Annotated in this window: 25 protein-coding genes and 1 tRNA gene; 7 read left to right on the top strand and 19 right to left on the bottom strand. The window is 75.3% G+C overall.

The window, feature by feature from the left end; translation table 11 throughout:
* Window positions 1-395: 395 nt before the first annotated feature.
* Entirely contained in the window at window positions 396-1,205 is an 810-nt protein-coding gene (locus ACI79C_RS05565; protein ID WP_456944629.1) for an endonuclease/exonuclease/phosphatase family protein, read from the top strand.
* A 45-nt stretch (window positions 1,206-1,250) separates the two neighbouring features.
* Here ACI79C_RS05565 and ACI79C_RS05570 read toward each other — a convergent pair whose 3' ends face one another.
* Window positions 1,251-1,727, bottom strand: a complete 477-nt coding sequence (locus ACI79C_RS05570; RefSeq protein WP_456944630.1) for an NUDIX domain-containing protein — start codon at window positions 1,725-1,727, stop codon at window positions 1,251-1,253.
* Window positions 1,728-1,813: 86 nt separating this feature from the next.
* On the opposite strand from ACI79C_RS05570, the gene ACI79C_RS05575 reads away from it, so the two are divergent.
* Together ACI79C_RS05575 and ACI79C_RS05580 are read left to right on the top strand one after the other, a co-directional pair.
* Entirely contained in the window at window positions 1,814-2,383 is a 570-nt protein-coding gene (locus tag ACI79C_RS05575) for an LOG family protein (RefSeq protein ID WP_456944631.1), read from the top strand.
* A gap of 91 nt (window positions 2,384-2,474) precedes the next feature.
* Entirely contained in the window at window positions 2,475-3,593 is a 1,119-nt protein-coding gene (locus ACI79C_RS05580) for an NAD(P)/FAD-dependent oxidoreductase (RefSeq protein WP_456944632.1), read from the top strand.
* Between the two features lie 96 nt (window positions 3,594-3,689).
* Here the strand turns inward: ACI79C_RS05580 and ACI79C_RS05585 are convergent, their stop codons facing one another.
* The 4 genes from ACI79C_RS05585 to ACI79C_RS05600 form a co-directional block, all read right to left on the bottom strand.
* Window positions 3,690-4,736, bottom strand: coding sequence for a GGDEF domain-containing protein (locus tag ACI79C_RS05585; protein WP_456944633.1), 1,047 nt, complete (start codon window positions 4,734-4,736; stop codon window positions 3,690-3,692).
* A 79-nt stretch (window positions 4,737-4,815) separates the two neighbouring features.
* Complete coding sequence (locus tag ACI79C_RS05590) at window positions 4,816-5,436, bottom strand: GerMN domain-containing protein (RefSeq protein WP_456944634.1); 621 nt, start codon at window positions 5,434-5,436, stop codon at window positions 4,816-4,818.
* Window positions 5,433-6,803 carry a sensor histidine kinase gene (locus ACI79C_RS05595; protein WP_456944635.1) on the bottom strand — a complete coding sequence of 457 codons (1,371 nt, stop codon included), beginning with the start codon at window positions 6,801-6,803 and terminating at the stop codon, window positions 5,433-5,435. Before ACI79C_RS05595 ends, ACI79C_RS05590 begins: the two co-directional genes overlap by 4 nt.
* A gap of 160 nt (window positions 6,804-6,963) precedes the next feature.
* Window positions 6,964-7,689, bottom strand: a complete 726-nt coding sequence (locus ACI79C_RS05600) for a response regulator (RefSeq protein WP_456944636.1) — start codon at window positions 7,687-7,689, stop codon at window positions 6,964-6,966.
* Window positions 7,690-7,831: 142 nt separating this feature from the next.
* Between ACI79C_RS05600 and ACI79C_RS05605 the strand changes: the two genes are divergently transcribed.
* From ACI79C_RS05605 to ACI79C_RS05615, 3 genes are all read left to right on the top strand, one after another.
* Window positions 7,832-8,185: an STAS domain-containing protein gene (locus ACI79C_RS05605; RefSeq protein WP_456944637.1), complete on the top strand. Its 354-nt coding sequence runs from the start codon at window positions 7,832-7,834 to the stop codon at window positions 8,183-8,185.
* Window positions 8,182-8,430: an STAS domain-containing protein gene (locus ACI79C_RS05610; RefSeq protein ID WP_456944638.1), complete on the top strand. Its 249-nt coding sequence runs from the start codon at window positions 8,182-8,184 to the stop codon at window positions 8,428-8,430. Before ACI79C_RS05605 ends, ACI79C_RS05610 begins: the two co-directional genes overlap by 4 nt.
* 71 nt (window positions 8,431-8,501) lie before the next feature.
* The gene (locus ACI79C_RS05615; RefSeq protein ID WP_456944639.1) at window positions 8,502-9,788 is read left to right on the top strand and encodes an Nramp family divalent metal transporter; all 1,287 of its coding nucleotides are present in this window, start codon (window positions 8,502-8,504) and stop codon (window positions 9,786-9,788) included.
* Window positions 9,789-9,797: 9 nt separating this feature from the next.
* On the opposite strand, the gene ACI79C_RS05620 is transcribed toward ACI79C_RS05615, so the two are convergent.
* The 3 genes from ACI79C_RS05620 to ACI79C_RS05630 all read right to left on the bottom strand — a co-directional run bounded on the left by ACI79C_RS05620 (window position 9,798) and on the right by ACI79C_RS05630 (window position 10,892).
* The gene (locus ACI79C_RS05620) at window positions 9,798-10,037 is read right to left on the bottom strand and encodes a hypothetical protein (RefSeq protein ID WP_456944640.1); all 240 of its coding nucleotides are present in this window, start codon (window positions 10,035-10,037) and stop codon (window positions 9,798-9,800) included.
* Window positions 10,038-10,066: 29 nt separating this feature from the next.
* Window positions 10,067-10,153: transfer RNA gene (locus ACI79C_RS05625), tRNA-Ser, on the bottom strand.
* A 13-nt stretch (window positions 10,154-10,166) separates the two neighbouring features.
* The gene (locus ACI79C_RS05630; protein ID WP_456944641.1) at window positions 10,167-10,892 is read right to left on the bottom strand and encodes a TetR/AcrR family transcriptional regulator C-terminal domain-containing protein; all 726 of its coding nucleotides are present in this window, start codon (window positions 10,890-10,892) and stop codon (window positions 10,167-10,169) included.
* A 100-nt stretch (window positions 10,893-10,992) separates the two neighbouring features.
* Here ACI79C_RS05630 and ACI79C_RS05635 point away from each other — a divergent pair, with 100 nt between their 5' ends.
* Window positions 10,993-11,658 carry a DUF2306 domain-containing protein gene (locus ACI79C_RS05635; protein ID WP_456944642.1) on the top strand — a complete coding sequence of 222 codons (666 nt, stop codon included), beginning with the start codon at window positions 10,993-10,995 and terminating at the stop codon, window positions 11,656-11,658.
* Between the two features lie 9 nt (window positions 11,659-11,667).
* Here the strand turns inward: ACI79C_RS05635 and ACI79C_RS05640 are convergent, their stop codons facing one another.
* The 11 genes from ACI79C_RS05640 to ACI79C_RS05690 all read right to left on the bottom strand — a co-directional run bounded on the left by ACI79C_RS05640 (window position 11,668) and on the right by ACI79C_RS05690 (window position 23,669).
* Window positions 11,668-12,483, bottom strand: coding sequence for a class I SAM-dependent methyltransferase (locus ACI79C_RS05640; protein ID WP_456944643.1), 816 nt, complete (start codon window positions 12,481-12,483; stop codon window positions 11,668-11,670).
* 83 nt (window positions 12,484-12,566) lie between these two features.
* Window positions 12,567-13,604: an ABC transporter ATP-binding protein gene (locus ACI79C_RS05645; RefSeq protein ID WP_456944644.1), complete on the bottom strand. Its 1,038-nt coding sequence runs from the start codon at window positions 13,602-13,604 to the stop codon at window positions 12,567-12,569.
* A complete protein-coding gene (locus ACI79C_RS05650) occupies window positions 13,601-14,593 on the bottom strand; it encodes an ABC transporter ATP-binding protein (RefSeq protein WP_456944645.1) in 993 nt (330 codons plus the stop codon). The genes ACI79C_RS05645 and ACI79C_RS05650 overlap by 4 nt, the downstream gene beginning before the upstream one ends.
* Before the next feature lie 53 nt (window positions 14,594-14,646).
* Window positions 14,647-15,588, bottom strand: a complete 942-nt coding sequence (locus tag ACI79C_RS05655; protein ID WP_456944646.1) for an ABC transporter permease — start codon at window positions 15,586-15,588, stop codon at window positions 14,647-14,649.
* Window positions 15,585-15,719, bottom strand: coding sequence for a hypothetical protein (locus tag ACI79C_RS05660; RefSeq protein WP_456944647.1), 135 nt, complete (start codon window positions 15,717-15,719; stop codon window positions 15,585-15,587). The genes ACI79C_RS05655 and ACI79C_RS05660 overlap by 4 nt, the downstream gene beginning before the upstream one ends.
* The gene (locus tag ACI79C_RS05665) at window positions 15,716-16,657 is read right to left on the bottom strand and encodes an ABC transporter permease (protein WP_456944770.1); all 942 of its coding nucleotides are present in this window, start codon (window positions 16,655-16,657) and stop codon (window positions 15,716-15,718) included. Before ACI79C_RS05665 ends, ACI79C_RS05660 begins: the two co-directional genes overlap by 4 nt.
* Window positions 16,654-18,183 (bottom strand): ABC transporter substrate-binding protein, encoded by a 1,530-nt coding sequence (locus ACI79C_RS05670; RefSeq protein WP_456944648.1) that lies wholly within the window; start codon window positions 18,181-18,183, stop codon window positions 16,654-16,656. The genes ACI79C_RS05665 and ACI79C_RS05670 overlap by 4 nt, the downstream gene beginning before the upstream one ends.
* 124 nt (window positions 18,184-18,307) lie before the next feature.
* Window positions 18,308-20,056, bottom strand: coding sequence for a glycoside hydrolase family 2 protein (locus ACI79C_RS05675; RefSeq protein WP_456944649.1), 1,749 nt, complete (start codon window positions 20,054-20,056; stop codon window positions 18,308-18,310).
* A 126-nt stretch (window positions 20,057-20,182) separates the two neighbouring features.
* Window positions 20,183-21,034: a MaoC family dehydratase gene (locus ACI79C_RS05680; RefSeq protein ID WP_456944650.1), complete on the bottom strand. Its 852-nt coding sequence runs from the start codon at window positions 21,032-21,034 to the stop codon at window positions 20,183-20,185.
* Entirely contained in the window at window positions 21,034-22,377 is a 1,344-nt protein-coding gene (locus tag ACI79C_RS05685; protein ID WP_456944651.1) for a 3-oxoacyl-ACP reductase, read from the bottom strand. Before ACI79C_RS05685 ends, ACI79C_RS05680 begins: the two co-directional genes overlap by 1 nt.
* A gap of 11 nt (window positions 22,378-22,388) precedes the next feature.
* A complete protein-coding gene (locus ACI79C_RS05690; RefSeq protein ID WP_456944652.1) occupies window positions 22,389-23,669 on the bottom strand; it encodes an acetyl-CoA C-acetyltransferase in 1,281 nt (426 codons plus the stop codon).
* Window positions 23,670-23,727: the final 58 nt, after the last annotated feature.

Raw genomic sequence — 23,727 nt, forward strand, 5'->3', positions numbered from 1 at the left:
GCCGGGTCCTCGGCCGTCGTCGCACCCGCGGGGGACGCCGACACGCGGGCCGCCGTCCCGATGCCCTGCTGCACCCCGCCGGTCGGCTGCTCCTCGACGACGCTCCCGCTGACGCTCCCCGGAGAGCGGGCCGGGGTCGGCGACACCGCGATGAGGACCAGGGCCGTGCCGCAGAGGAACCCGGCGAGGAAGAGCAGGACCAGGGAGCCCCGGGTGCCGGCTCGGCGGCGGAGGTGCTGGGCGCCGGAACGGCCGAGGCGCGCTCCTGCGGCGGCCAGGTGACGCGGACTGCTGGACAGGGCCGGCTCCTCCGTGGATCGACACGATCGCGCTCACGGTAGGCGGAGCGGCACGCAGCGGCACGTCGAGCGCGGACCGCCGGGTAGCGTCGGGTCGTGACCGAGCCGCCGCCCGTGCGGATCGGCACCGCCAACATCGCCTCGGGACGCAGCGCGACGGGGACCCTCCTGACCCCCGGCGAGCTGCGCACAGCGGTGGAGGGGCTCGACGTCGACGTGCTCGCCGTCCAGGAGGTGGACGCCGGGCAGCCGCGCTCGCACCGCACCGACCAGGCCGCCGTCCTGGCCGAGGGGCTCGACGCCGCGCACTGGCGGGGCGCGGTCACCCTGACCGGCACGCCCGACCCGTTCCGCAGCTGGACCCCCGCCGAACCGGCGGTGCGCGGGCCGCACCCGGCGGCCGCAGGGCCGGTCTACGGGGTCGCGCTGATCAGCCGGCTGCCCGTCCTCGACTGGTCGGTCCTCGGGCTGGGCACCGGCCGCGCCCGGCTGCCCGTGCAGGGCCCCGACCCGCGCACGGGCGGCCGGCGCTGGTGGTGGGTCCCCGACGAGCCGCGGATCGCCCTGGCCGCCCGGCTGGCCCACCTCACCGTCGTCACCACCCACCTCTCGTTCGCCCCGCACACGGCCGTCCGTCAGCTGCGGCGGCTGCGCCGGTGGCTGGCCGGGATCCCCGGCCCGGTGGTGCTGGCCGGCGACCTCAACCTCCCGGGCACGGTGCCCGCGCGGCTGCTCCGGGCCACCTCGCTGGTGCGGGCGCCGAGCTTCCCCGCCGCCGACCCCCGGGTGCAGCTGGACCACGTGCTGGCGCTCGGCGACGGCCTGCGGGCCCGGGACGGCGGCACGCGGGTGCTGCCGGTCGGCGACCACCGCGCGCTCACGGTCACCGTGACACCGGCGGCGTAGGGAGCTGCACCCGCGTCCGAGCGCGCAGGAGGTGGGTGTCGCTCCCTATCCCGGCGGCGGGGAGAGCAGGTCGTGCAACCGGGTCAGGGAGGCCTCGAAGCCCGGGTGCAGGGGCACCGAGGCGAGGTCGGCCAGCGGGATCCAGGCGACGCCGTCGCTCTCACCGTCCAACCGCAGGTCGCCGGGCTCGATGCGGCGCAGCGGGCGGGCCAGCACGGTGGTGTAGGACCAGCCGCCGTGGTCGTCGACCGAGGAGGCGCCGAGCCGGAGGTCGTCGGGGAGCAGGCCCAGCTCCTCGCGCACCTCGCGCAGCGCGCCGTGCTCGGCGGTCTCCCCCGCGTGCAGCGCGCCTCCGGGGGTGCCCCAGGTGCCGCCGTGGTGGGACCACGTGGCCCGGTGCTGCAGCAGCAGCTCGGTGCCGTCGGCGCCGGAGCGGTGCACGAGCAGCCCGGCTGCACCGAGCAGTCCCCAGTGCCGGTGGCCGAACAAGCACGTCACCCAGCCGTCGGTGGAGGAGAACACGCCTCCAGTGAACCCCGAGCGGAGTACGACGGCTCGGATCCCGCACCCCTGCGACTCCGCTCCCACCGTCGTGTCAGGCTCGGGACGTGCGCGTCGCCGTCTTCACCGGGTCCCTGAGCGGTCCACCGTCCCACCGGCAGGCCGCCGCCGACCTGGCCACTGACCTGGCCCGGGCCGGGGTCGGCATCGTCTACGGCGGCGGCCGCGTCGGCCTGATGGGCGTCGTCGCCGACGCCGCGCTGGCCGCCGGCGGCGAGGTGGTCGGCGTCATCCCGCAGCACCTGGCCGACGACGAGGTCGCCCACCCCGGCCTGCCCCAGCTGGAGGTCGTCGGCTCGATGCACGAGCGCAAGGCGCGGATGGCCGAGCTCGCCGACGCCTTCGTCGCGCTCCCCGGCGCGGCCGGCACGCTGGAGGAGCTGTTCGAGGCCTGGACCTGGGGCATGCTCGGCCTGCACGCCAAGCCCACGCTGCTGGTCGACGTCGACGGTTTCTGGCAGCCGCTGCTGACCCAGCTGCGCCGCATGGTCGACGACGGCTACCTCGACGCCCGCCGGCTGGACGCGCTGGGCGTGGTCACCGATGCCGACGGGCTGCTGGACTTCGTCACGCGCTACGAGCACCCGGCACGCAAGTGGACGCCGACACCGCCGTGACCCGGCCGCTCCGGCGCGACGGACCCCGCACGCTCGCGGCCGCCCCGCCTCGCCGGGCCCTCGGCGCGCCGACCGCCTAGCGTCGGCCCTCGTGGAGCGCTGGGACGTCGTCGTGGTCGGCGGTGGCCCGGCCGGGGCGGCGGCCGCGCTGGCGGCGCTGCGCACCGGTGCGTCGGTGCTGGTCGTCGACCGCGCGGAGTTCCCGCGCGACAAGGTCTGCGGTGACGGCATCGCCCCCGAGGCGCTCGACGTGCTCGCCCACCTCGGCGTCGACCCCGCGCGGCTGGTGGCCGGCTCCCCGCCCGTGCCGCGGCTCGCGCTGCGCTCGCCGGGCGGGGCGACGGTCGACCGGGCCACGGCACGCCCGTCGCACGTGGTCCCGCGGGCCGTGCTCGACGACCGGCTCCTGGGGGTGGCCCTCGACCGCGGAGCGCGGTTCCGGCGGCACGTCGTGCGGAGCCTGCGGTCCGACCCCGACGGCGTGACCGTCGACGGGACGATCCGCGCATCGGTCGTGGTGGGGGCGGACGGCGCGGAGTCCGTCGTCCGCCGGGCGCTGGGGCTGCCCACGCACCGCCCCGACCGGCTCGCGGTGGCGATCCGGGGCTATGCCCCCGAGCTGCCCGGCCAGGTCGGCACCCAGCTGCTGGTCACCACCGAGCAGCGGTGGCCGGCCTACGCGTGGTCGTTCCCGCTCGGCGACGGCCGCGCCAACGTCGGGTACGGGGAGCTGGTCTCCGGTGGGGCCACGCGCGCCGCGCTGGTCGACGGGCTGCACCGGCTGCTGCCGGAGGTGGCGCCGGCGTCGCTGCGCGCGCACCGGCTGCCGCTGTCGACCGGCCGGCCGCGGCTCCCCGACGGGCGGGTGCTGCTCGCCGGCGACGCGGCCGGCCTGGTGAACCCGCTGACCGGGGAGGGGATCTTCTACGCCGTCCTGTCCGGTGCGCTGGCCGGGGTGGCGGCCGGGGCCGGGCCGCGGGCCGGGGAGCGGTACCGGGCGATGCTGGACCGCCGACTGGCCGGGCACCTGCGCTCGTCGTCGCTGGCGTCCGCGCTGAGCCGGTGGCCCGCGGTGATGGACGCCGCGTTCCGGGCGGCCGGCGCCGACCAACGGGTCTTCGACGACGTGGTGGCCCTGGGCCTGGCCGACGGGCGGCTCACCGGGCGCACGCTGACCGCGACGACCCGGCGGCTGGTCCGGCGGGGCTGAGCGCGGTCAGGTCGGTCGGGCGCGGTCAGGTCGGTCGGGCGCGGTCAGGTCGGTCGGGCGCGGTCAGGTCTGCGCGGTCAGGCGGGGCCGGCGCGGTCAGGCGGGGCCCGGCGCCACCTCGACGCGGCCGCGGCCGCCCCGCTTGGCCCGGTACAGCGCGGCGTCGGCCGCCGCGTACAGCTCCCGCACCCGGGTCGCGTGCCGGGGCGCGTGCGCCACCCCCACGCTGACCGACAGGGCCAGCAGCGTGCCGTCCGGCAGGGTCAGGGGCGTCGCCCGCACCGCCTCGAGCAGCTCCCCCGCCCGCCGCGCCGCCGTCTCCGGGGCGCAGCCGGGCAGCAGGACCGCGAGCTCGTCGCCGCCCAGCCGGCCGACCACGGCGTCCCCGGCACGGACCTGCCGCCGGATGACCCCGGCCAGGTGCACCAGCGCGTCGTCCCCGACCGGGTGGCCGTGCGCGTCGTTGATCTGCTTGAAGGAGTCCACGTCGACCAGCACCAGCGCCGTCCCGGCACCGGCCCCCGCACCCTGCAGCGCCTCGGTCAGCGCCTCGTCCAGCACCCGGCGGGTGACCAGGCCGGTCAGCCCGTCCACGGTGGCCTGGCGCTGGAGGGCGCGCACCAGCGCGTCGTTCGTCTCGCCGGCGCGGACCAGCATCGCGGCCACCACGACCAGCACGGCGCCGAAGAAGACCAGGTCGGTGAGCGCCGCCTCGACCGGCAGCAGGTGGAGCAGCGTGGCGCCGTCGAGGACGACCGCTGCGCCGGTCACCAGGACGACGGCCCAGCGTCGCAGGTGCGCGGCGCTCCACAGCACCGGGAAGGCGAGGAAGGCCTGCGCCGCGGCGGAGGGGTCGTCGGTGAGCGTGTTGAGCCCGCACACGAGCAGGACGCCGCTGATCCCGATCAGCGGGAAGGCGCCGGACCGGTCCAGGCGGTGGGGGCGCACCAGCAGGCAGCCGAGCGCGGCGCCGAGCAGCAGGGCGACGCTGGCCCAGACGGCGCTGCGGGCGACGAGGCTGGCGCCGTTGGGCCCGACGGTGGTCGTCACGGCCAGGACCAGCCCGGAGACCACCATGACGACGGCGCCCGACCGCGCAGCCGAGCGCGGCTGCCGGGCCCTCAGGGAGGCGGGGATCTCCACAGCCTCCCCATCGACGTCCTGACGGCGGTGCTGGAGGGACGCCTCCCTCCTCGGGGGGATGACACCGGGCGGGGCCCGGTCAGGACGGTGGCGCCGGCACCGGGGTGGGCGGGGCGGGGAGGAGCGCGGCGTAGTCCTCGGCCGAGAGGGGGTCCGGGGAGAGCTCCCCGGACGGCAGCGGCGCCTCGACGCGCTCGCCGTCGACGGTGAGGACGACCTCGTCCACCCCGGGCACGCTCGTGGCGGAGAGGACCACCTGACCGACGGCCCGGCGGCTGTCCAGGCCGGTGGGTGCCTCCGCCGGCCCGGAGAGGTCGATGGTCACCGTCCCCGCGGCGACGTCGGTGACCGCCAGCTCGACGTCCGGGGGCAGCGCGGTGGACAGCTGCAGCTCCCGCTCGTCGGCGGTCGGCCCCGCGGCGAGCGTCCTCAGCAGGGCGTCGAGCCGGTCGCGCATCTCCGGGCCGGTCACCTCCCGGGGCCGCGGGACGAGGCTGTCGTCACGGGCCACGAGGTAGACGCGCGAGGGCTCGGCCATCGGCTCGGGCTCGGCCGGCGCCGGTGCGGTGGCGCTCGGTGAGGCCAGTCCGCGGGGGACGTCGGACTCCGGGATCGTCTCCACCGGCCCGCCGGTCGGGACGCCGCACCCGGCCAGGACGGCGACCAGCGCGGCGACGACGAACCCGCGCCGGCCGCTCACCGGGACCCCGCAGGGACCGACAGGCTGAACCGCGCGCCGCCCTCGGGTGCAGTGCTGCACCAGGCGGCACCCCCGTGCCGGGCGGCGGTCTCGGCGACGATGGCCAGCCCGAGTCCGGCGCCGGGCAGGGACCGGCGGGCGGCCCGCGGGCCCCGGGCGAACCGCTCGAACACCCGCTCGCGTTCCTCCGGGGGCACCCCCGGCCCGGCGTCGTCCACGCTCACCACGACGGTCCCGTCGCACCGCCGCACGCGGACGGCGCACGGGCCGCCGGCGTGCCGGTCGGCGTTGTCCAGCAGGTTGCGCACGGCCCGCTCCAGCCCGGTCTTGTCACCGACCACGGTCGTCTCCTCGTCGGGGTCGGCGTGCAGCAGGCCCGGCTCCCGCCGTCCTGCGGCGAGCACCTCGCGGACCAGCGCGGTCATGGACACCGTCGTCTCCCGGTCGCAGGGTGGGGCGCCGTCGAGGCGGGCGAGCTCCAGCAGGTCGTCGAGCATCTGCCGGAACCGGGCCAGCTCGCCCTCGACCAGCGCCAGCGCCTGGTCCCCGCGCGGGGAGAGCTCCGACCGGCGGGCGGCCAGCACCTCCACGGCCGTGACGACGCCGGTCAGCGGGCTGCGCAGCTCGTGGCTGACGTCGGCGACGAACCGGGCGTCCCGCTCGATCCGTGCGGCCAGCGCGTCGACCATGCTGTTGAAGCTGGCCACGATGGCCAGCAGGTCGGGGTCCTCGGTCGGGGGCAGCCGGGTGGTCAGCTCGCCGCCGGCGATGCGCGTCGCGGCCGCGGCCACCTGCTCCAGCGGCGCGACCGCGCGCCGACTGGCCCACCAGCCGAAGGCCGCCCCCGCGGCGGTGGCGGCGAGGGCCCCGGCGCCCAGGACCGTGCCCAGGGTCCGCAGCACCTGCTGCAGCTCGGTGAGCGGGGACAGCTCGTAGAACTCGACGTCGGCGGCGACCGGGATCCCCACCAGCAGGGCCGGGCCGGAGGCGGTCTCGACGCGGACGGTGCTGGCCGAGCCCGCCTCGACCACGGCCCGCAGCTCCGCTGGGACGTCCCGCGCACCGACGTCCAGGCTCGAGGAGAACCACGAGTCCCCGCTGCGAACGACGACGTCGGCCCCGCCTGAGGGCACCAGCTCGCCCACCGCGTCGCCGACCTCGGTGCCCGCGGTCGCCAGCCGGCTGCTGAGCACGTTGGCGTCGGACAGCGCCTGCCGGGTCAGCGACGCCTCCCGCTGGTCGAGCAGGTAGCCGCGGGCCAGCAGGAAGGTCGTCGTCACCAGGACCGCCGAGACCAGGAGCGTGCCTGCGGCGAAGCCCAGCACGATCCGCGCCCGCAGCCCCCGCCCTCCGAGGGCCCGCCTCACCGTGCCCTCGGTTCGCTCCCGCGGGGCGCTCCGCTCTGTGCTCGCCGGCGCCCGCTGCGATGCTGGCGCCCCTGTCCGCTCCGGGCCCTCGGTTCGCTCCCGCGGAGCGCGCCGCTCTGTGCTCGCCGGCGCCCGCTGCGATGCTGGCGCCCCTGTCCGCTCACTGGGGGTCCAACCGGTAGCCCAGCCCGCGCACGGTCACCACGATCCGCGGCGCGCCGGGGTCGAGCTCCACCTTGGTGCGCAGCCGACGGATGTGGACGTCGACGATCCGCTCGTCGCCGAAGAACCCGTGCGCCCACACCCGTTCGAGCAACGCCTGCCGGCTGAAGACCCGCCCGGGCGCGGCGGCCAGCTCGCACAGCAGCCGGAACTCGGTCAAGGTGAGCGGCAGCTGCTGGTCCCCGCGGTGGACGGTCCCCCGCATCTCGCGCAGCACCAGCGGCGCCTCCGGGTGCCGGTCGAGGACCACCTCGGCCGGCCGGCCGGCGTCCGGGACGCTGCCCGCACCCGTCCCCGCCCGCCGGCGCAGCGCCCGCAGCCGCGCGGTGATCTCCTTGACCTGGAACGGCTTGGTCACGTAGTCGTCGGCGCCGGCCTCCAGCGCCGCCACGATGTCGTGGGTGTCGGCGCGGGCGCTCACGACGATGATCGGCAGGTCGTGGTCGCGGCGGACCTCGCGGATGACCTCGAAGCCGTCCATCGGGCCCAGCATCAGGTCGACGACCATCAGGTCCGGCGCGGCGGTGGCGACGACGGCGACCGCCTCCTCGCCACTCGCGGCCTCCGCGACGTCGTACCCCTCGTCCTCCAGTGCCCAGCGCAGGGCAGTCCGGATCGGGTCGTCGTCCTCGACGACCAGGAGACGCGGTGCCACTCGGGCCATGCTGCCATCGCCCACCAGGGGTTCGGCCGGTCGTCACCGGATCGCAAACCAACTCCCGGCGGGATCGCAAACTCCTCCCACGACTCTGTCAGCGAGCGCCCGCACGATCGGACCCACTGCACGGAGGAGGACGGCGATGCCCATGGCCCCGGGACCTGTGGCCCCCGCGAGGGCGCTCCCCCTGCCGGAGTCCGGGACGGGGACCGACGTGGTGACGATCCACCTCGACGACGCCCTGCTCGCCGACGGCCTGGCCGACGTCCGCTGGCTGCTGCGCGACGCCCTCCTGGCCGGCGCCCGGCGTGTGGTGGTCGACCTCTCCGCCGTGACGCAACTGTCCAGCCCCGCGGTCGCGAGCTTCCTCTGGGCCCACCGCACCTGCCGGGCCCGCGGCGGCGCGGTGGTGCTGCGCGGGGCCAACCGGCGGACCCAGGACCTGCTGCGCCGCACGGGCCTGTGGCACGTGATCGCGGTCGAGCCGGCAGCGGCCGCGTGAACGCGCCCGCCCTCACCGAGGTGGTCGACCGGCAGGCGGGGCTGATCCGGGCCAGCGGGACGCTGACCTCGCTGGGCGCCGACCTGCTGCGCGGCACCGCCGACGGGCTGCGCGACAGCGGGCACGTCCGCGTGGTGCTCGACCTGCGCGAGGTGCGCGCCGCGGACGCCGACGGCCTCGACATCCTGCGCGAGATGCGCCGCCAGTTCGCCGCCGACGGGGGTGAGCTGCTCATCCGGGCCTGACCTGCGGTTGCCGCCCGGCCCGCCCTCCGCTGCACTGAGGGGCGGTCGTCGACACCGCGGAGGGCACTGCCGTGCCGGACAACGAGCACCTCAGCCAGGACGTGACCGCCTCCCCCGAGGCGCAGCAGCAGCGCACCCGACGATGGAGCATCGTCGGCCCCGGCATCGTCGTCGCGGCCACCGGCGTGGGCGCCGGGGACCTCGTCGCCACGCTCATCGCGGGCTCGCGGTTCGGTTACGCGCTGATGTGGGCGGTCGTGCTCGGCGTCGTCGTGAAGATCGCGCTGGCGGAGGCGACCGGGCGCTGGCACCTGGCCACCGGGTCGACGATCTTCGCCGGGTGGCGCTCGCTGGGCGGCTGGACCTCGGTCTACTTCCTCGTCTACGTGGTGGTGTGGGGGTTCGTCTACGGCGCCACCGCGATGACGTCGTCCGCCCTGCCGCTGGCGGCGCTGTTCCCGGCGCTGAGCATCCCCGCGTGGGGGATCCTCTGCGGCCTGGTCGGGCTGGCGTTCGTCTGGTTCGGCAACTACCGCGTCTTCGAGCGGGTCATGACCGTGCTCATCGGGGTCATGTTCGTGATCGTCGTCGGGCTCGCGGTGCTGGTCGTGCCGGACCTGGGTGCCACGCTGTCGGGCCTGGTGCCGCGGCTGCCGGAGGGGTCGGCCGTCTACACGCTGGGCCTGGTGGGCGGCGTCGGCGGGACGATCACGATGGCCGCGTACGGCTACTGGGTCAACGCCAAGGGCTGGCGGGACGCGTCGTGGATGAAGGTCATGCGGCTGGACAACCGGGTCGCCTACATCACGACCGGTGTCTTCGTGGTGGCCATGCTCATCGTCGGCGCGGAGCTGCTGTACGCCACCGGCATCGCCCTGACCGAGGGCGACCGCGGCCTGCTCGACCTCGACGAGATCCTCCGGGACCGGTTCGGCGACGTGGTCGGCACGCTGTTCCTGGTCGGCTTCTTCGCGACCTCGTTCTCCTCGCTGCTCGGCGTCTGGCAGGGGGTCAGCCTGCTGTTCACCGACTTCGTGCGGACGTCGAAGCGCGCGTCGGGGCAGCTGGCGGAGGGTCCGGCCGAGCGCAGCTGGCCCTACCGCGGGTACCTGCTGTGGCTGACCTTCCCGCCGATGCTGCTGCTCTTCCTCGGCCAGCCCTTCGCCCTCGTCGTCGCCTACGGCGCGCTGGGCGCGTTCTTCATGCCGTTCCTGGCCGGGACCCTGCTGTGGCTGCTCAACAGCCGGCGGGCGCCGGAGCGGTGGCGCAACGGCTGGCTGTCCAACGTGCTGCTGAGCGGGGCCGCGGTGCTGTTCGTCGTCCTGTGCGTGAACGAGCTGACGAACCTGGGCTCCTGAGCGGCCAGGTCAGTCGCCGGGTCCGGCCGGCTCGTCCCGCGCCGCGTCCTGCTGCCGGCGGAAGCGCAGCGACTCCACCAGCACGTAGCCGAACAGGACGCTCCAGGCGAAGCTCAGGAAGGCCCCGCCCCACTCGCCGTCCACGGCCTGCACCACCAGCTGCACGAGGCTGTAGACGAGCGCTCCGGCGGCGAGCACCTGCACGCCCCGGTTGCCGAACCAGGGCGGACGGAAGGGAGCTGTGGCCACGGCACGACGCTAGCCCGCCGGAGCAGGAGCGGAGGGCGTGGGATTCGAACCCACGATGGGTGTCACCCCATAGCGGTTTTCAAGACCGCCGCCATCGGCCACTAGGCGAGCCCTCCTGGCGGGTCGAGGCTATCCCGCCGTCGCCCGGGCCGTGCCCCCGGAGCGCCAGCCGCCCCGGTGGAGCCGCTCGGCGCCGTCGAGCAGCAGGTCGAGGGCGAACTCGAACTCGAACTGCTCGTCGCAGCCCCCGCCGACGGCGGACAGGTCGCCCCCGGTCGCGGCCGTGGCGATCGCCAGGACGTGCGGGTACCGCCGCGCGAACTCGCCGGCCATCGCCGCCTGCTCCTCCGGACCGGGGCCCGGTGCGTCCTCGGCGCGGGGTTCCTCGAACAGCTCGGGGCTGAACCCCCAGATGCGGTTGCCGAGGGCGTGCATCACGTGGTGGGTCAGGTCCGCCGACAGCCCGCCGGCGAGGAACGTGCCGGTCACGGCGTCCATGTACCCGAGGACGACGGGGGTCCGGCGGGTCCGTGACTCGATCGCCTGGCGGGCCCAGGGGTGCCGGAGCACCGCGCGGCGCGCCGAGAGCAGCCGCTGCCGGACGGCGTCCCTCCAGTCCGCTCCGGGTGCCGGGGCCTCGAACTCGCCGATGACGACGTCGACCATGCCGTCGAGCAGCGCCTCCTTGTCGGCGACGTGCTTGTAGAGCGCCATCGGCACGACGCCCAGCTGCTGGGCGAGCCGGCGCATGCTCACCGCGGCGATGCCGGCCTCGTCGGCCAGGGCGACCGCGGCGTGCAGCACGCGGTCCCGGGTGAGGGGCTCCCGGCGGCGAGCCTCGGCGTCCCTCGGCATCGGCGTCCTCCTGGGTCTTGACGGGTGTACACCGTACACCTACCGTTCGAGTCCTCAGGTGTACGCCGTACACCTCGTCGATCCGAAGGGACGGAGTGCGATGTCCTCCAGCACGCGGCAGTGGCTGGTCCTCACCGGCCTGGTCCTGCTCAGCGCCGTCCCGGTGCTCGCCGGTGCGGCCCGGGTCGCGGAGATCGGCACCGGAGCGCAGGTGACAGCCGACAACGCCCGGTTCCTCGCCTCGCCGGTCCCCCTGGTGGTGCACGTCGTGGGCGCGAGCGCCTACTGCCTCCTGGGTGCGCTGCAGTTCCTCCCCGGCCTCCGTCGCCGCAGGCCGCGCTGGCACCGCGTCGCCGGGCGGGTGCTCGTCCCGTGCGGCCTGGCCGCGGCGCTGTCCGGGGTGTGGATGGCGCTGTCCTACGCCCGCCCACCCGCCGACGACGTGCTGCTGACCCCGATGCGCCTCGTGTTCGGCACGGCCATGGCCGCCTGCCTGGTCCTCGGCGTGACCGCCATCCGCCGTCGGGACGTCGCCGCCCACCGCGCCTGGATGGCCCGCGGCTACGCGATCGGGTTGGGCGCGGGCACCCAGGTCCTGACCCACCTGCCGTGGACGCTGCTCGTCGGCCAGCCGAGCGGGACCCCTCGGGTGCTGTTGATGCTGGCGGGCTGGGTCATCAACCTGGCCGTGGTCGAGTGGGCGCTGCGCAGGCGGCCGGTCGTACCGGCCCGGAGTGCCGCGGCCGCCGTCCCCGCCGCCGCGTGACCAGGGCGCTCAGACGGCCACGGCGGTGACGAACGTGCAGATCCCGTCACCGCGGGCGGCCCGCGCCCGCAGGCGGAACAGCCGGAGCACCGCCATCTCGACCCGGTAGGCCAGTCGCGTCAGCCCGCTGTAGAAGGTGTCGCCGGCGGTGGAGACCTCGATCCGGTCGAACCCGGCGAGACGGACGTGCTCGGTGAGCATCCAGTCCGGGAGGATCGTGATGTGCCCGGGTGAGTGGTAGAACTCCGGCCCGAAGATGTAGGGCGAGCCGACCAGGAAGTTCTTCAGCCGCGAGTGCGGGTGGGTGATGTTCGGCGTGCTGACCAGCAGCCGGTCACCCGGCCGGAGCAGGGACCGGATCTGCCGCAGCACCTGGCGCGGGTTCTCCACGTGCTCCAGGGTCTCGACGCACAGCACCAGGTCGAACGGGCCGCGGGTCTCGTCGGTCCACTCGGGGGCGTCCAGGTCGAGCCGGGCGATCCAGTCGTGCGGTGGGTCCAGGTCGGTCGGGACGACGTCGAAGCCCGCGTCGCGCAGCCGCAGCGCCAGCGCGCCGCACCCGGAGCCGACCTCGAGGATCCGGCCGCCCTGCGGCAGCGCCTGCCGCACCAGCTCGACGGCGTACTCGTGCACACCCGGCGCCGCGTGGACCCCGTGCCCCTTGTAGGTCCGGACGGCCTCGGTCCGCCCGCCACTCCGCTGCTCCGCGACTGCCACCGCGCCAGCCTGGCACACCGCCCCGCTGCCCACCCGCGGGCACGCGCCGAACGCCGGGTCCCCCTCCCCGATGATCATGGGGTTGCTGCCGCGCGTCACGTCGTCCACCGGCGTGTCCACGTGCTCCAGCCCCGTGATCGACAGGAGGAACGGCGGGGCGCGGGCAGGGACGCCGCGACTCGAGCCAGGCCTCACTCGGCCGAGGCCGGGACCTCCTCGCGCTCGACCGGCGTCCCGACCACCCCGTGCAGGTGGCAGGCCGCCAGCTGCCCGGCCGCACCGGCCGGCTGCAGCGCGGGGTCGACGTCCGGGCACGGCTCGAACGCGTACGGGCAGCGGGTGCGGAACCGGCAACCGCTGGGCACGTCCGCCGGCGAGGGGACGTCGCCCGTGAGCACGATCCGCCGACGGGAGCGCTCCAGCTCCGGGTGCGGCACCGGGACGGCGGACAGCAGCGCCTGCGTGTAGGGCATCTGCGGGTCCGAACCGACGGCCGACGCCGGCCCGACCTCGACGATCCGGCCCAGGTACATGACCGCGATCCGGTCGGAGACGTGCCGGACGGCGGACAGGTCGTGCGAGATGAACAGCAGGGTCAGCCCGAGTTGCCGCTGCAGCCGGCGCAGCAGGTTGAGCACCTGCGCCTGCACGCTGACGTCGAGGGAGGCGATCGCCTCGTCGCAGACCAGGAAGTCCGGTTCCCCGGCCAGCGCGCGGGCGATGCCGACGCGCTGCCGCTGGCCGCCGGAGAACTCGTGCGGATAGCGGCCGGCGACGGCGGGGTCCAGGCCCACCAGCTCCAGCAGCTCGGCGACCCGCTGGGCCCGCTCCCGCCGGCCGCCGTGCAGGCCGTGCACCTCCAGCGGCTCGGACACCGTCTGCGCCACCGTCCGGCGGGGGTCCAGCGAGGCGAACGGGTCCTGGAACACCATCCCGGCCCGCCGGCGCAGGTCGCGCAGGCCGCGCTTGCCCAGCGCGGTGACGTCGATGCCGTCGAAGGTGACCCACCCGCCGGTGGAGGGCACCAGCCGGAGCAGCGCGTTGCCCAGGGTGGACTTCCCGCAGCCGGACTCCCCCACCAGCCCCAGTGTCTCGCCGCGGTACACGTCGAGGTCCACGCCGTCGACCGCGCGCAGCACCCCGGTGGTCCGCCGCAGCGCGCCACCGGAGCGGACCGGGAAGTGCACCTCCAGCCCGCGCGCGGAGACCAGGACGTCGTCAGAGCTCATCGGCCCTCCGAACACCACGTCGCGGCCCGGTGCGGCAGGAGCCCCGCCGACGGGCCGACGACTGCCAGCGGGGGCTGCTCGGTCGCGCAGCGGGGGTCCGCCCGCACCGGACAGCGCGGCCAGAAGACGCAGCCCGGCGGGAGGTCGGTCGGCGCGGGCGGCACACCCGGCACGGTGGCCAGCTCGCCGCCGTCCGCCGCGCTCAGGTCGGGCAGCGCGCCGAGCAGCCCACGCGTGTAGGGGTGGGCGGGGCGCTCGAGGACGTCGTCCACCGTGCCGTCCTCCACGCAACGGCCGCCGTACATGACCAGCACCCGGTCGGCGATCCCCGCGACGACGCCCAGGTCGTGGGTGATCCAGACGACGCCGGTGCCGTGCTCGGCCTGCAGCTCCTCGACCAGGTCGAGGATCTGCGCCTGCACGGTGACGTCGAGGGCGGTGGTGGCCTCGTCGGCGATGAGCAGCGCCGGCGAGTTGCTCAGGGCGATGGCAATCATCACCCGCTGCCGCATGCCGCCGGAGAGCTCGTGCGGATAGCGGTCCAGCGCCCGCCGCGGGTCGGGCAGGCCGACCTCGGCGAGCAGCTCGGCCGCCCGCTCGCGGGCCGCCGCCTTGGAGACGTCGTCGTGTGCCCGGATGCCCTCGACCAGCTGCCGGCCCACGGTGAGAACGGGGTTGAGCGAGGTCATCGGGTCCTGGAAGACCATCCCCACGCCCGGTCCGCGCACCTCGCGCAGCCGCTCGGGGCGCATGGTGAGCAGGTCCTCCCCGTGCAGCAGCGCCTGCCCGGTGACCGTGGCGACCCGCGGCGGCAGCAGCCCGAGCAGCGCCAGGACCGAGACGCTCTTGCCGCTGCCCGACTCGCCCACCACGGCCACGGTCTCGCCCTGCCCGACGCTGTAGCTGAGCCCGTTGACGACGTGCGCCGTGCCGCGCGGCGTCCGCAGGTCCACCCGGAGGTCGTCGACCTCCAGCACCGGAGCCGTCATCGACTCCACTGGTTGGCTCCCGCCCGGCGGAGCCGGCCGGACGACGGAGTCGCTCACCGCCCGCCCCCCGCCATGAGCGTCCGCTGCCGCGGGTCGAGCACGTCGCGCAGCCCGTCGCCCAGCAGGTTGAAGCAGAGCACCGTCACGAAGATGGCCATGCCCGGGAAGAACGCCAGCCACCACGCGATGTCGATGAACCCGCGGCCCTCGGCGAGCATCAGCCCCCAGGACGGGTTGGGTGGCTGGGTGCCCAGCCCGAGGAAGGACAGCGCCGCCTCGGCGAGGACGGCGAACGCCAGGCTGATCGAGGTCTGCACGATGATCGGCGGCGCCGCGTTGGGCAGCACGTGCCGGGTGAGCAGCCGGAAGTCCGAGGCGCCCACCGACCGGGAAGCCCGCACGTACACCTCCTCGCGGACGCCGAGCACGCTGGCGCGGGTGACCCGGGCGAACACCGGGATGTAGACGACCCCGATGGCCAGGGCCGTGTTGCCGGCCCCCGGGCCACGGACGGCGAGCACCGCGATCGCCAGGAGCACCGCCGGGAAGGCGAACAGGATGTCCATGGACCGCATGAGGACGTCGTCCACCCAGCGGCCGTAGAAACCGGCCAGCAGCCCGATGAGGCTGCCGACGACCAGCGCGAACGCGACCGCCAGGAACCCCACCCGCAGCGAGACCGCCGCGCCGAGGACGACGCGGCTGAGGATGTCCCGGCCCAGGTCGTCGGTGCCGAACGGGTGGTCGATGCTGGGCGGCTGGAGCCGGTTCTCGACGTCGATCTCGTTGGCCGCGCTGGGCGCCACGGTCTCGTCGAAGACCGCCATCAGGATGATCAGCAGCAGCACGGTGGCCGCGATGGCAGCCGTGGGGTTGCGGGCCAGCAGTCCCAGGGTCTCCCGCCACCGCGGCCGGGCGGGGCGCTGGAGCGAGGGGACGCCGGCGTCGGTGGCGGTCGGGGAGACGGCGGGCTCGGGCAGGGATGCGCCGGTCATGGCAGCAGGACCCGGCTGGGTGGAGTGGGCAGCAGGACCCGGCTGTGTGGGGTGGGCAGCAGGACCCGGCTGGGTGTGGTGGGCAGGACCCGGCTGGGTGTCATCGACAGCAGGCCTCGGGTGTGTGTCATCGGCGGATCCGCGGGTCGATGGCGGTGTAGAGCAGGTCCACCACCAGGTTGATCACCAGGAACACCACCGCGAACAGCAGGATCGCCCCCTGGAGGACCGGGTAGTCGCGGGCCTGGACCGCCTGCAGGGCGAGCTGCCCCAGCCCCGGCCAGGCGAAGACGATCTCCACCACGACCACGCCGGAGAGCAGGTAGGCCAGCTGGACGCCGGTGATGGTGACCAGCGGGAGCAGCGCGTTCCGCAGCACGTGCCAGCCGAAGACCTGCCGGGTGGGCAGCCCCTTGGCCTGCGCCGTCCGGACGTGGTCGGCACCCAGCGCCTCCAGCACGCTGGAGCGCACGAACCGGGTGATCACCGAGCCGGACACCACGCCGGTGACCACCGCCGGCATCACCAGCCGCTCCAGCCAGCCGAGCGGGTCCTCGCTCAGCGGGACGTAGCCGCCCGAGGGCAGCCAGCCCAGCGTCCCGGCGAAGACCAGGATGAGCACGATCGCCATCCAGAACTCCGGCACCGAGATGCCGATCTGGCTGAGCACCGTGGCGACCCGGTCGACGACCGACCGGGGCCGCAGCGCCGAGAGCGTCCCCAGCGGGACGGCGATCGCCAGCGCGACCAGGATCGAGGCGAACGCCAGGGTGAGCGTCGCCGGCAGCCGCTCGGCGATGAGCGAGGTGACCGTCTCCCCGCTGCGGAAGCTCACCCCCAGGTCACCGGTGAGCGCCCGGCCGAACCAGCCGAAGAACTGCTCGACCAGCGGCTGGTCCAGGCCGGCGCGCGCCCGCAGCGCGTCGTAGGTCTCCTGGTCGAACCGGGTGCCCAGCGCGAGCCGGACCGGGTCGCCCGGGACCAGGTGGACCAGGGCGAACACGATCACGCTCACCCCCGCCAGCACCACCACCGACTGACCGGTGCGGCGGAGCAGGTAGCCGGTCAGGGCAGCTCCACGTTCTCGAAGTTGATCGCCTTGTCCGCCCGGATCTGGTAGCCCGCCAGGCCGGGCGCCCAGCCCTGCACCACGTCGGGGTTGTACAGGTACAGGTAGGAGACGTCGTCGACGATGAGCTGCGCGGCCTGGTCGTAGGCCTGCTTGCGGGCTTCCTGGTCGGCCAGGGTGGCGCCCTGCTGCAGCAGCTGGTCGACCTGCGGGTTGCTGTACCCCTGGTAGTTGTTCGACCCACCGGTGACGTGCTGCTCCTGGTAGTAGGCGGCCGGGTCGAGGTTGCCCAGCCAGCCCAGCAGGAAGGCGTCGAAGTCGCCCTGGCCCTGCCGGTCGAGCCAGGTGGCGAAGTCCAGGGTCTCGATCTCGACGGTGATGCCCACCTCCTCGAGTTGGCTGGCGATCACCTGGGCCGCGGTGACCGTCTCGGGGAACTCGTCGGTGACCATCAGGCCCATCGTCAGCGGGGTCTGTACGCCGGCCTGCGCCAGCAGCTGCCGCGCCTGCTCGGGGTCGCGCTGGAACGGGGCGTAGTCGTAGTAGAAGAAGCTGTCCTGCGGGATGGCCGTCTGGTTGGGCTGGGCCGCGCCGAACCACGCCGCCTCGGCGACCGCCGCGCGGTCGACGGCGAAGGAGATCGCGCGCCGGACGTCGCGGTTGTCGAACGGCGGGCGGGCGTAGTTCATCGACATGTACCAGTAGTCGACGCTCGGCGTCGTCTGCAGCTCGAGGGAGTCGTCGCCCTCCAGGGACTCGATCTGCTGCGGCGGGATGTTGTCGGTCCACTGGACCTCGCCGTTCTGCAGCGCGGTGAGCGCGGCGGCCGGCTCGGTGATGTAGCGGAACTCGACGCCGTCGATGCTGGGCGCCCCGCCCCAGTGGTCCTCGTAGGCGGTGAGCACCGTGCTGCTCGCGTCGGAGCTCTCCAGCCGGAACGGCCCGGTCCCGACCGCCTCGGTGGCCAGGTCGACCTGGTCGGCCGCTCCCTCGGGCAGGATCGACATGCCCTTGAAGGAGCCGATCCGCTCGAGCAGGTTCGGCGTCGGCTGGCTGAGCCGGATCACCACGGTCTGCGGGTCGGGCGCCTCGACGGCGGTGACGCTGGCGAACCGGTAGGCGTTGGCGAGCTCCTCGTCGATGATCCGCCGGTAGGAGTAGACGACGTCGGCGGAGTCGAACTCGCTGCCGTCGTGGAAGGTGACGCCGTCCCGGAGCGTGAACGTCCAGGTCAGGCCGTCCTCGCTGGTCTCCCACTCCGTCGCCAGGCTCGGCTCCATCGTGAGGTCCTCGGGGTTGGGGACCACGAGGGTGTCGTAGACGTTCTCCAGCACCTGGAAGCTGGGGTACGCCGTGGTCTTGTGCGGGTCGAACTGGTCCGGTTGGGCGGCCACCGCGGCCACGAGCACGTTGTCGCCGCCGCCGCCCCCGCCACCTCCGCCGGTGTCGACGCTCTCGCCGCCGCCGCAGGCGCTGAGCACGAGCGCGCCGGCGGCGAGCAGGGGCAGGAGTCGGTTGCTGCGCACGGGGACCTCCGGGCGGGCTCGGGAGCGACGGCCTGCTCCCGACCCTGGCCCCGTCCGCCCGACCTCGCAGGTCGGTTCCGTGATCGTTACCGCTCCGTCACGCGACGACCCGGTCGCGCGAGGGTCAGTCCTGACCGAGGGTCGCCCGGCGCAGGACCTCGGGGTCGCACTTGGGCACCCGGTCCATGGTCAGCAGCCCGTTGACCTCCTGGTAGGTGTCGGTGAGCTGGGTCCAGCAGGCGCCGGCGAGCGCCTCGCTCGCGTGGACGGCGGCCCACTGCTCCCGGTAGCGGGTCAGCAGGTCCTCGGGCGAGCGGGCCTCGGCGTAGCCCCAGCCGCGGCCGTCGTCGGTGGTGTCACGAAGGGCCACCCCGCCGAACTCCGACAGGACGACGGCACGGCCCCCGGTCCCGGCGCGGTCGAGGTCGGCCAGGTGCCCGTCGGGACGGCGGGTGGTCGCCAGCCGCTCGAGGTCGACCCGCGTCCGGTACCGCGCGGCCAGCTCATCGGGGTCCTGCCCGTAGTCGTGGATGCCGAGCACGTCGCCGCCGAGGGTCTCCCAGCCGTCGTTGGCCGAGACCGGCCGCGTGCCGTCCTGCGCGTCCGCGACGGCGGCCAGCGCCTCGATCAGCGCCCGCTGCCGCCGATCGGTCTCGGCCTCCTGCACGCCCCAGGACTCGTTGAGCGGCACCCACGCGACGACACTCGGGTGGCCCCGGTGCGCGGCGACGACGTCCGGCCACTCCCGCAGCAGGCGGGCGGTGGCGGTCGGCCCGGGGCGGTGCGCCGAGGGCATCTCCGCCCAGACCAGCAGCCCCATCCGGTCGGCGAGCGCGAGGTAGCGAGGGTCCTCGGTCTTCTGGTGCTTGCGCGCGCCGGTGAAGCCCAGTGCCCGGGTCAGCTCGAGGTCGCGCCGGAGCGCGGCGACGTCCGGCGGCGTGGCACCGGTCTGCGGCCAGTACCCCTGGTCGAGGACCAGCCGCAGCCGGGTCGGTCGGCCGTTGACCAGGAACTGCCCGTCCTCGACGCCGACCGACCGCAGCGCCGTGTAGCTCTCCACCTCGTCGAGCACCTCGCCGTCGTCGGCGACGAGCGCGAGCTCGGCGTCCAGCAGCCGGCCGTTCCCGGGCTCCCAGAGCAGGCCCCAGCGGTCGTCGAAGCCGCCGTCCCCCACCTGCACGGTGCGTTCGACGACGGCCCCGTCGACCCGGACGGCGTCGTCGGCCAGCAGCCGGTCGCCGGACCGCAGCCGCAGGTGCAGCCGGGCGCCGGTCACGGGGACGGCGAGCTCCACCCGGACGTCGACGCGGAGGGTCAGCGGGTCGGCCCGCCACTGGACGTCGGCGATGTGCCGCGCCGACACGTGCTCGACCCACGGGGTGCGCCAGATGCCCGTGGTGCGGGGGTACCAGATGTCGTGCGGCTCGTCCCGCCACTCCTGCTTGCCGCGCGGCGCCTCGAGGTCGTCCGGGTCGTCGTCGGCCCGGACCACGAGGTCCGCGCCCTCCCCCAGGGCGTCGGTGACGTCGACGGCGAAGGGCGTGTAGCCGCCCTCGTGGTGCGCCACGTGGGTGCCGCCGACCCAGACGTCGCACACCCGGTCGACCGCGCCGAGGTGCAGCACGGTGCGGCGGTCGCCGCCCGCCGCGGGCAGCGGCCGGCGGTACCAGGCGCGGCGCAGCGGCCCCTGCCAGGCGACGCCGCTGGCCGGGGTCTCGGGCGCGTAGGGCACCCGGACGAGCCGGTCGAAGGCGACGCTGCCGGGGGTGCCGGCGCGGTCGGGGTCGCCGGCGAACTCCCACTCCCCCTCCAGCGACGTCCACGGACGGCGCAGCAGCGGGCGGGGGTGCTCGGTCGGGTCGGTCCGGTCCACGCCCCCAGCACACCGGAGACGCTGCCGTCTCGCAGCGCGTCCTCCCCCACCGCAGCGCGTCCTCCCCCACCGCCCACCGTGAGGGAGGACGCGCGACGATCAGGTCACCTGATCAGGGCCGGGGACTCACAGCGGCCGGACGGTCCCCAGCAGGTGGTCGGCACCGGACGTCGGGTTGCGGACCGCGAGGTCCCAGCCGCCGTCGACCGGAGCGGTGGCCAGGCTGACCGTCGAGGGCAGGAACAGCGGCTTCTTGAACGCCACGTCGACGGTCAGGGCCTCGGGCAGCCGGCCCGACAGCGCCGCCAACGCCCGCGCCTCGACCCACATGCCGTGCACGATCGCCCGCTTGAAGCCGAAGGCCTTCGCGGTCAGCCCGGACAGGTGGATGGGGTTCACGTCGCCGGAGACCCTGGCGTAGCGGCGTCCGGTGTCGTCGGGCACCCGCCAGCGGATCGCCCCCTCGGGGAGAGCCCCCACGGCCACGTCGAGGTCGGCGTCCGGGGCGCCGTCCGGCGCGCTGGCCCCGCGCGAGAGGTACGTCGACCGGCCGCGCCACACCTCCGCGCCGCCCGCGGCGACCGACGCGCACAGGTCGACCGTCGCCCCGCTGCGGTGCCGGGCGAACCGCTCGGCCCAGACCTGGAGGTCGAGGGTCTCCCCCGGCCCGATCGGGCGCAGCACGTCGATCCGGTTCCGCACGTGCACCAGGCCGGGCAGGGCCAGCGGGAAGGCGCGGTCGGCCATGAGCGCGACCTGCAGCGGGAAGGTGAGCACGTGTGGGTAGGTGGCCGGTAGCGCGTCGGTCAGCGGGAAGGCGCAGACCCGCGCGTAGGCGGCGACGGCAGCGGGGTCCACCGCCACGCCGGGGCGCGCCAGCCGGGTGTCGGGCAGGTCGCCGCCCCGGCCGCGCGCGGTCAGCGCGGCCCGGGCGAACAGCGCCGGCAGGCTGGGCGGCTGCTCCGGTCCGGTCGCCATCACGCCCCCAGCATCGACTGGCCGCAGACCCGCACGACCTGGCCGTTGACGCCGGCACTGGCCGGCTGCGCGAGCCAGGCGATGGTCTCGGCGACGTCGACCGGCAGGCCGCCCTGCTGCAGCGAGTTGATCCGCGACCCGATCTCCCTGGTGCCGAAGGGCATCCGCGCGGTCATCTCGGTGACGATGAACCCGGGGGCGACGGCGTTGATCGTCGCGCCGCGCTCGGCGAACGCCGGCGCCCACGCGCGGACCATCCCGATCACCCCGGCCTTGGACGCCGCGTAGTTGGCCTGCCCGCGGTTGCCGGCGATCCCGGACTGGGAGCTCACCGCCACCACCCGCGCGCCGGGCCGCAGCACGCCCTCGGCGTCCAGCAGGGCCCGGGTGAGGTCCAGCTGGGCCTGCAGGTTGACCGCCATCACCGCGTCCCAGCGGTCGGCGTCCATGTTGACCAGCAGCTTGTCCCGGGTGATGCCGGCGTTGTGGACGACGACGTCGACACCCCCGTGCCGCTCACGCAGGTGCGCGATCAGCCGCTGCGCCGCGTCCGGCGCGGTGATGTCGAGCTGGAGCGCGGTCCCGCCGACCTCGTTGGCCACCTCGGCGAGGGCCTGCCCGGCGGCGGGGACGTCGACGGCGACCACGTGCGCGCCGTCGCGGGCGACCACCCGGGCGATCGCCGCGCCGATGCCGCGGGCGGCTCCGGTGACGACGGCGACCCGGCCGGCCAGCGGCCGCTGCTCGTCCTGGCCCTCGGGCACGGCGGCGGGCGTCAGCGTGACCACCTGGCCGTCGACGTAGGCCGACCGGCCGGAGAGGAAGAAGCGGACCGGGCTGTCGACCCCGGCCTCGGCCCCCTCGGGCACGTACAGCAGGTTCGCCGTCGCCCCGTTGCGCAGCTCCTTGGCGAGGGAACGGACCAGTCCCTCCACCGCCTGCCGGGCGGCGGCGGCAGCCGGGTCGGTTGCGGCGGCCGGCGGGTCGGCCAGCACCAGCACCCGGCCCGACGGGCCCAGGCGCTTGACCGCCGGGGCGAGGACGGCGTGCGCGGCGGCCAGGTCGGCCGGCCCGGTGAGGCCGGTGGCGTCGAGCAGGACGGCGCCCAGCCGCCCGCCGTCGTCGCCCACCCCCGGCAGCACGGGCACGCCGGCGTCCTCGAGGAGCCCGGTCAGGTGCTTGGCCAGCCGGCCCTCCCCCGCCGTCCCGACCAGCGCCGGCCCGGGCAGCAGTGGCGCGCCGGGCTCGTGGCGGCGGAGGACGGCGGGCCGGGGCAGCCCGAGCTGCCGGGTGATGGCCGTTCCCGGGCCGGAGTTGGCGAAGTCGCGGTACCAGTCGCTCACGGGGTGCTCCTTCAGGACTCGAGGATGGCGACGACGCCCTGGCCGCCGGCCGCGCAGATGGAGATCAGGCCGCGCTTGCCCGGGCCGGCCTCGTGCAGCAGCTTCGCCAGGGTCGCGACGATGCGGCCGCCGGTGGCGGCGAACGGGTGCCCGGCCGCGAGCGACGAGCCGTTGACGTTGAGCTTCGACCGGTCGATGGCGCCCAGCGGCGCATCCAGGCCCAGCCGCTCCTTGCAGAACGCCGGGTCCTCCCAGGCCTTGAGCGTCGCGAGCACGGTGGACGCGAACGCCTCGTGGATCTCGTAGAAGTCGAAGTCCTGCAGGGTCAGGCCGTTGCGGGCCAGCAGCACCGGGACGGCGTAGGCCGGCGCCATCAGCAGGCCCTCGCCGCCGTGCACGTGGTCGACCGCGGCGGTCTGGGCGTCGACGAGGTGGGCGAGCACCGGCAGCCCGCGCGCGGCGGCCCACTCGTCGGAGGCCAGCAGCACCGCCGAGGCGCCGTCGGTGAGCGGCGTGGAGTTGCCCGCGGTCATCGTCCCGTTCTCGCCGCCGAACACCGGCTTCAGGGTCGCGAGCTTCTCCACCGAGCTGTCCGGCCGCAGGTTCTGGTCGCGGGTCAGCCCGAGGTAGGGGGTGACCAGGTCGTCGAAGAAGCCGCGGTCGTAGGCGGCGGCGAGGTTGCGGTGCGAGCGGACGGCCAACTCGTCCTGCTCCTCGCGGCCGATGTCCCACTGGGCGGAGGTGAGAGCCGCGTGGTCGCCCATCGCGAGGCCGGTGCGCGGCTCGGCGTTGCGCGGCGCCTCGGGGACGAACATCCCCGGGCGCACGCCCGCGAGGGCCTCCAGGCGCTGCCGGAGCGTCTTCGCGTTGCTGAGCGCGATCAGCGCGCGGCGCATCTCGTCGTTGATCGCCAGCGGGGCGTCGGAGGTGGTGTCGACGCCGCCGGCGATGCCCGACTCGATCTGGCCGAGGGCGATCTTGTTGGCGACGAGGATCGCCGCCTCCAGACCGGTGCCGCACGCCTGCTGGACGTCGTAGGCGGGGGTGGCGGCCGACAGCCGGGAGCCGAGCACGGACTCCCGGGTCAGGTTGAAGTCCCGCGCGTGCTTGAGGACGGCGCCGGCGACGACCTCCCCCAGCCGGACGTCCTGCAGGCCGAGCCGCGCGACCAGTCCGTCCAGCGTCGCGGTGAGCATGTCCTGGTTGGAGGCCTGCGCGTAGGCGGAGTTGGACCGGGCGAAGGGGATGCGGTTGCCGCCGACGATCGCGGCCTTGCGGGTCTGCGGAGCCATCGGGGACCTCCCGGGGTCGTGGGGGGCGTCTCCCCCAGTGTGCGGGACCGACGGTATC

The organism is Geodermatophilus sp. SYSU D00697 (genome assembly GCF_054050175.1).

What these genes read in the sequence shown, in the direction of transcription:
- ACI79C_RS05600 (WP_456944636.1), bottom strand. Translation starts at nt 7,689, where the DNA reads ATGGCCCGAGTGGCACCGCGTCTCCTGGTCGTCGAGGACGACGACCCG.
- ACI79C_RS05605 (WP_456944637.1), top strand. Translation starts at nt 7,832, where the DNA reads ATGGCCCCGGGACCTGTGGCCCCCGCGAGGGCGCTCCCCCTGCCGGAG.
- ACI79C_RS05630 (WP_456944641.1), bottom strand. Translation starts at nt 10,892, where the DNA reads ATGCCGAGGGACGCCGAGGCTCGCCGCCGGGAGCCCCTCACCCGGGAC.
- ACI79C_RS05635 (WP_456944642.1), top strand. Translation starts at nt 10,993, where the DNA reads ATGTCCTCCAGCACGCGGCAGTGGCTGGTCCTCACCGGCCTGGTCCTG.
- ACI79C_RS05645 (WP_456944644.1), bottom strand. Translation starts at nt 13,604, where the DNA reads ATGAGCTCTGACGACGTCCTGGTCTCCGCGCGCGGGCTGGAGGTGCAC.
- ACI79C_RS05650 (WP_456944645.1), bottom strand. Translation starts at nt 14,593, where the DNA reads ATGACGGCTCCGGTGCTGGAGGTCGACGACCTCCGGGTGGACCTGCGG.
- ACI79C_RS05655 (WP_456944646.1), bottom strand. Translation starts at nt 15,588, where the DNA reads ATGACCGGCGCATCCCTGCCCGAGCCCGCCGTCTCCCCGACCGCCACC.
- ACI79C_RS05660 (WP_456944647.1), bottom strand. Translation starts at nt 15,719, where the DNA reads ATGACACACACCCGAGGCCTGCTGTCGATGACACCCAGCCGGGTCCTG.
- ACI79C_RS05680 (WP_456944650.1), bottom strand. Translation starts at nt 21,034, where the DNA reads ATGGCGACCGGACCGGAGCAGCCGCCCAGCCTGCCGGCGCTGTTCGCC.
- ACI79C_RS05690 (WP_456944652.1), bottom strand. Translation starts at nt 23,669, where the DNA reads ATGGCTCCGCAGACCCGCAAGGCCGCGATCGTCGGCGGCAACCGCATC.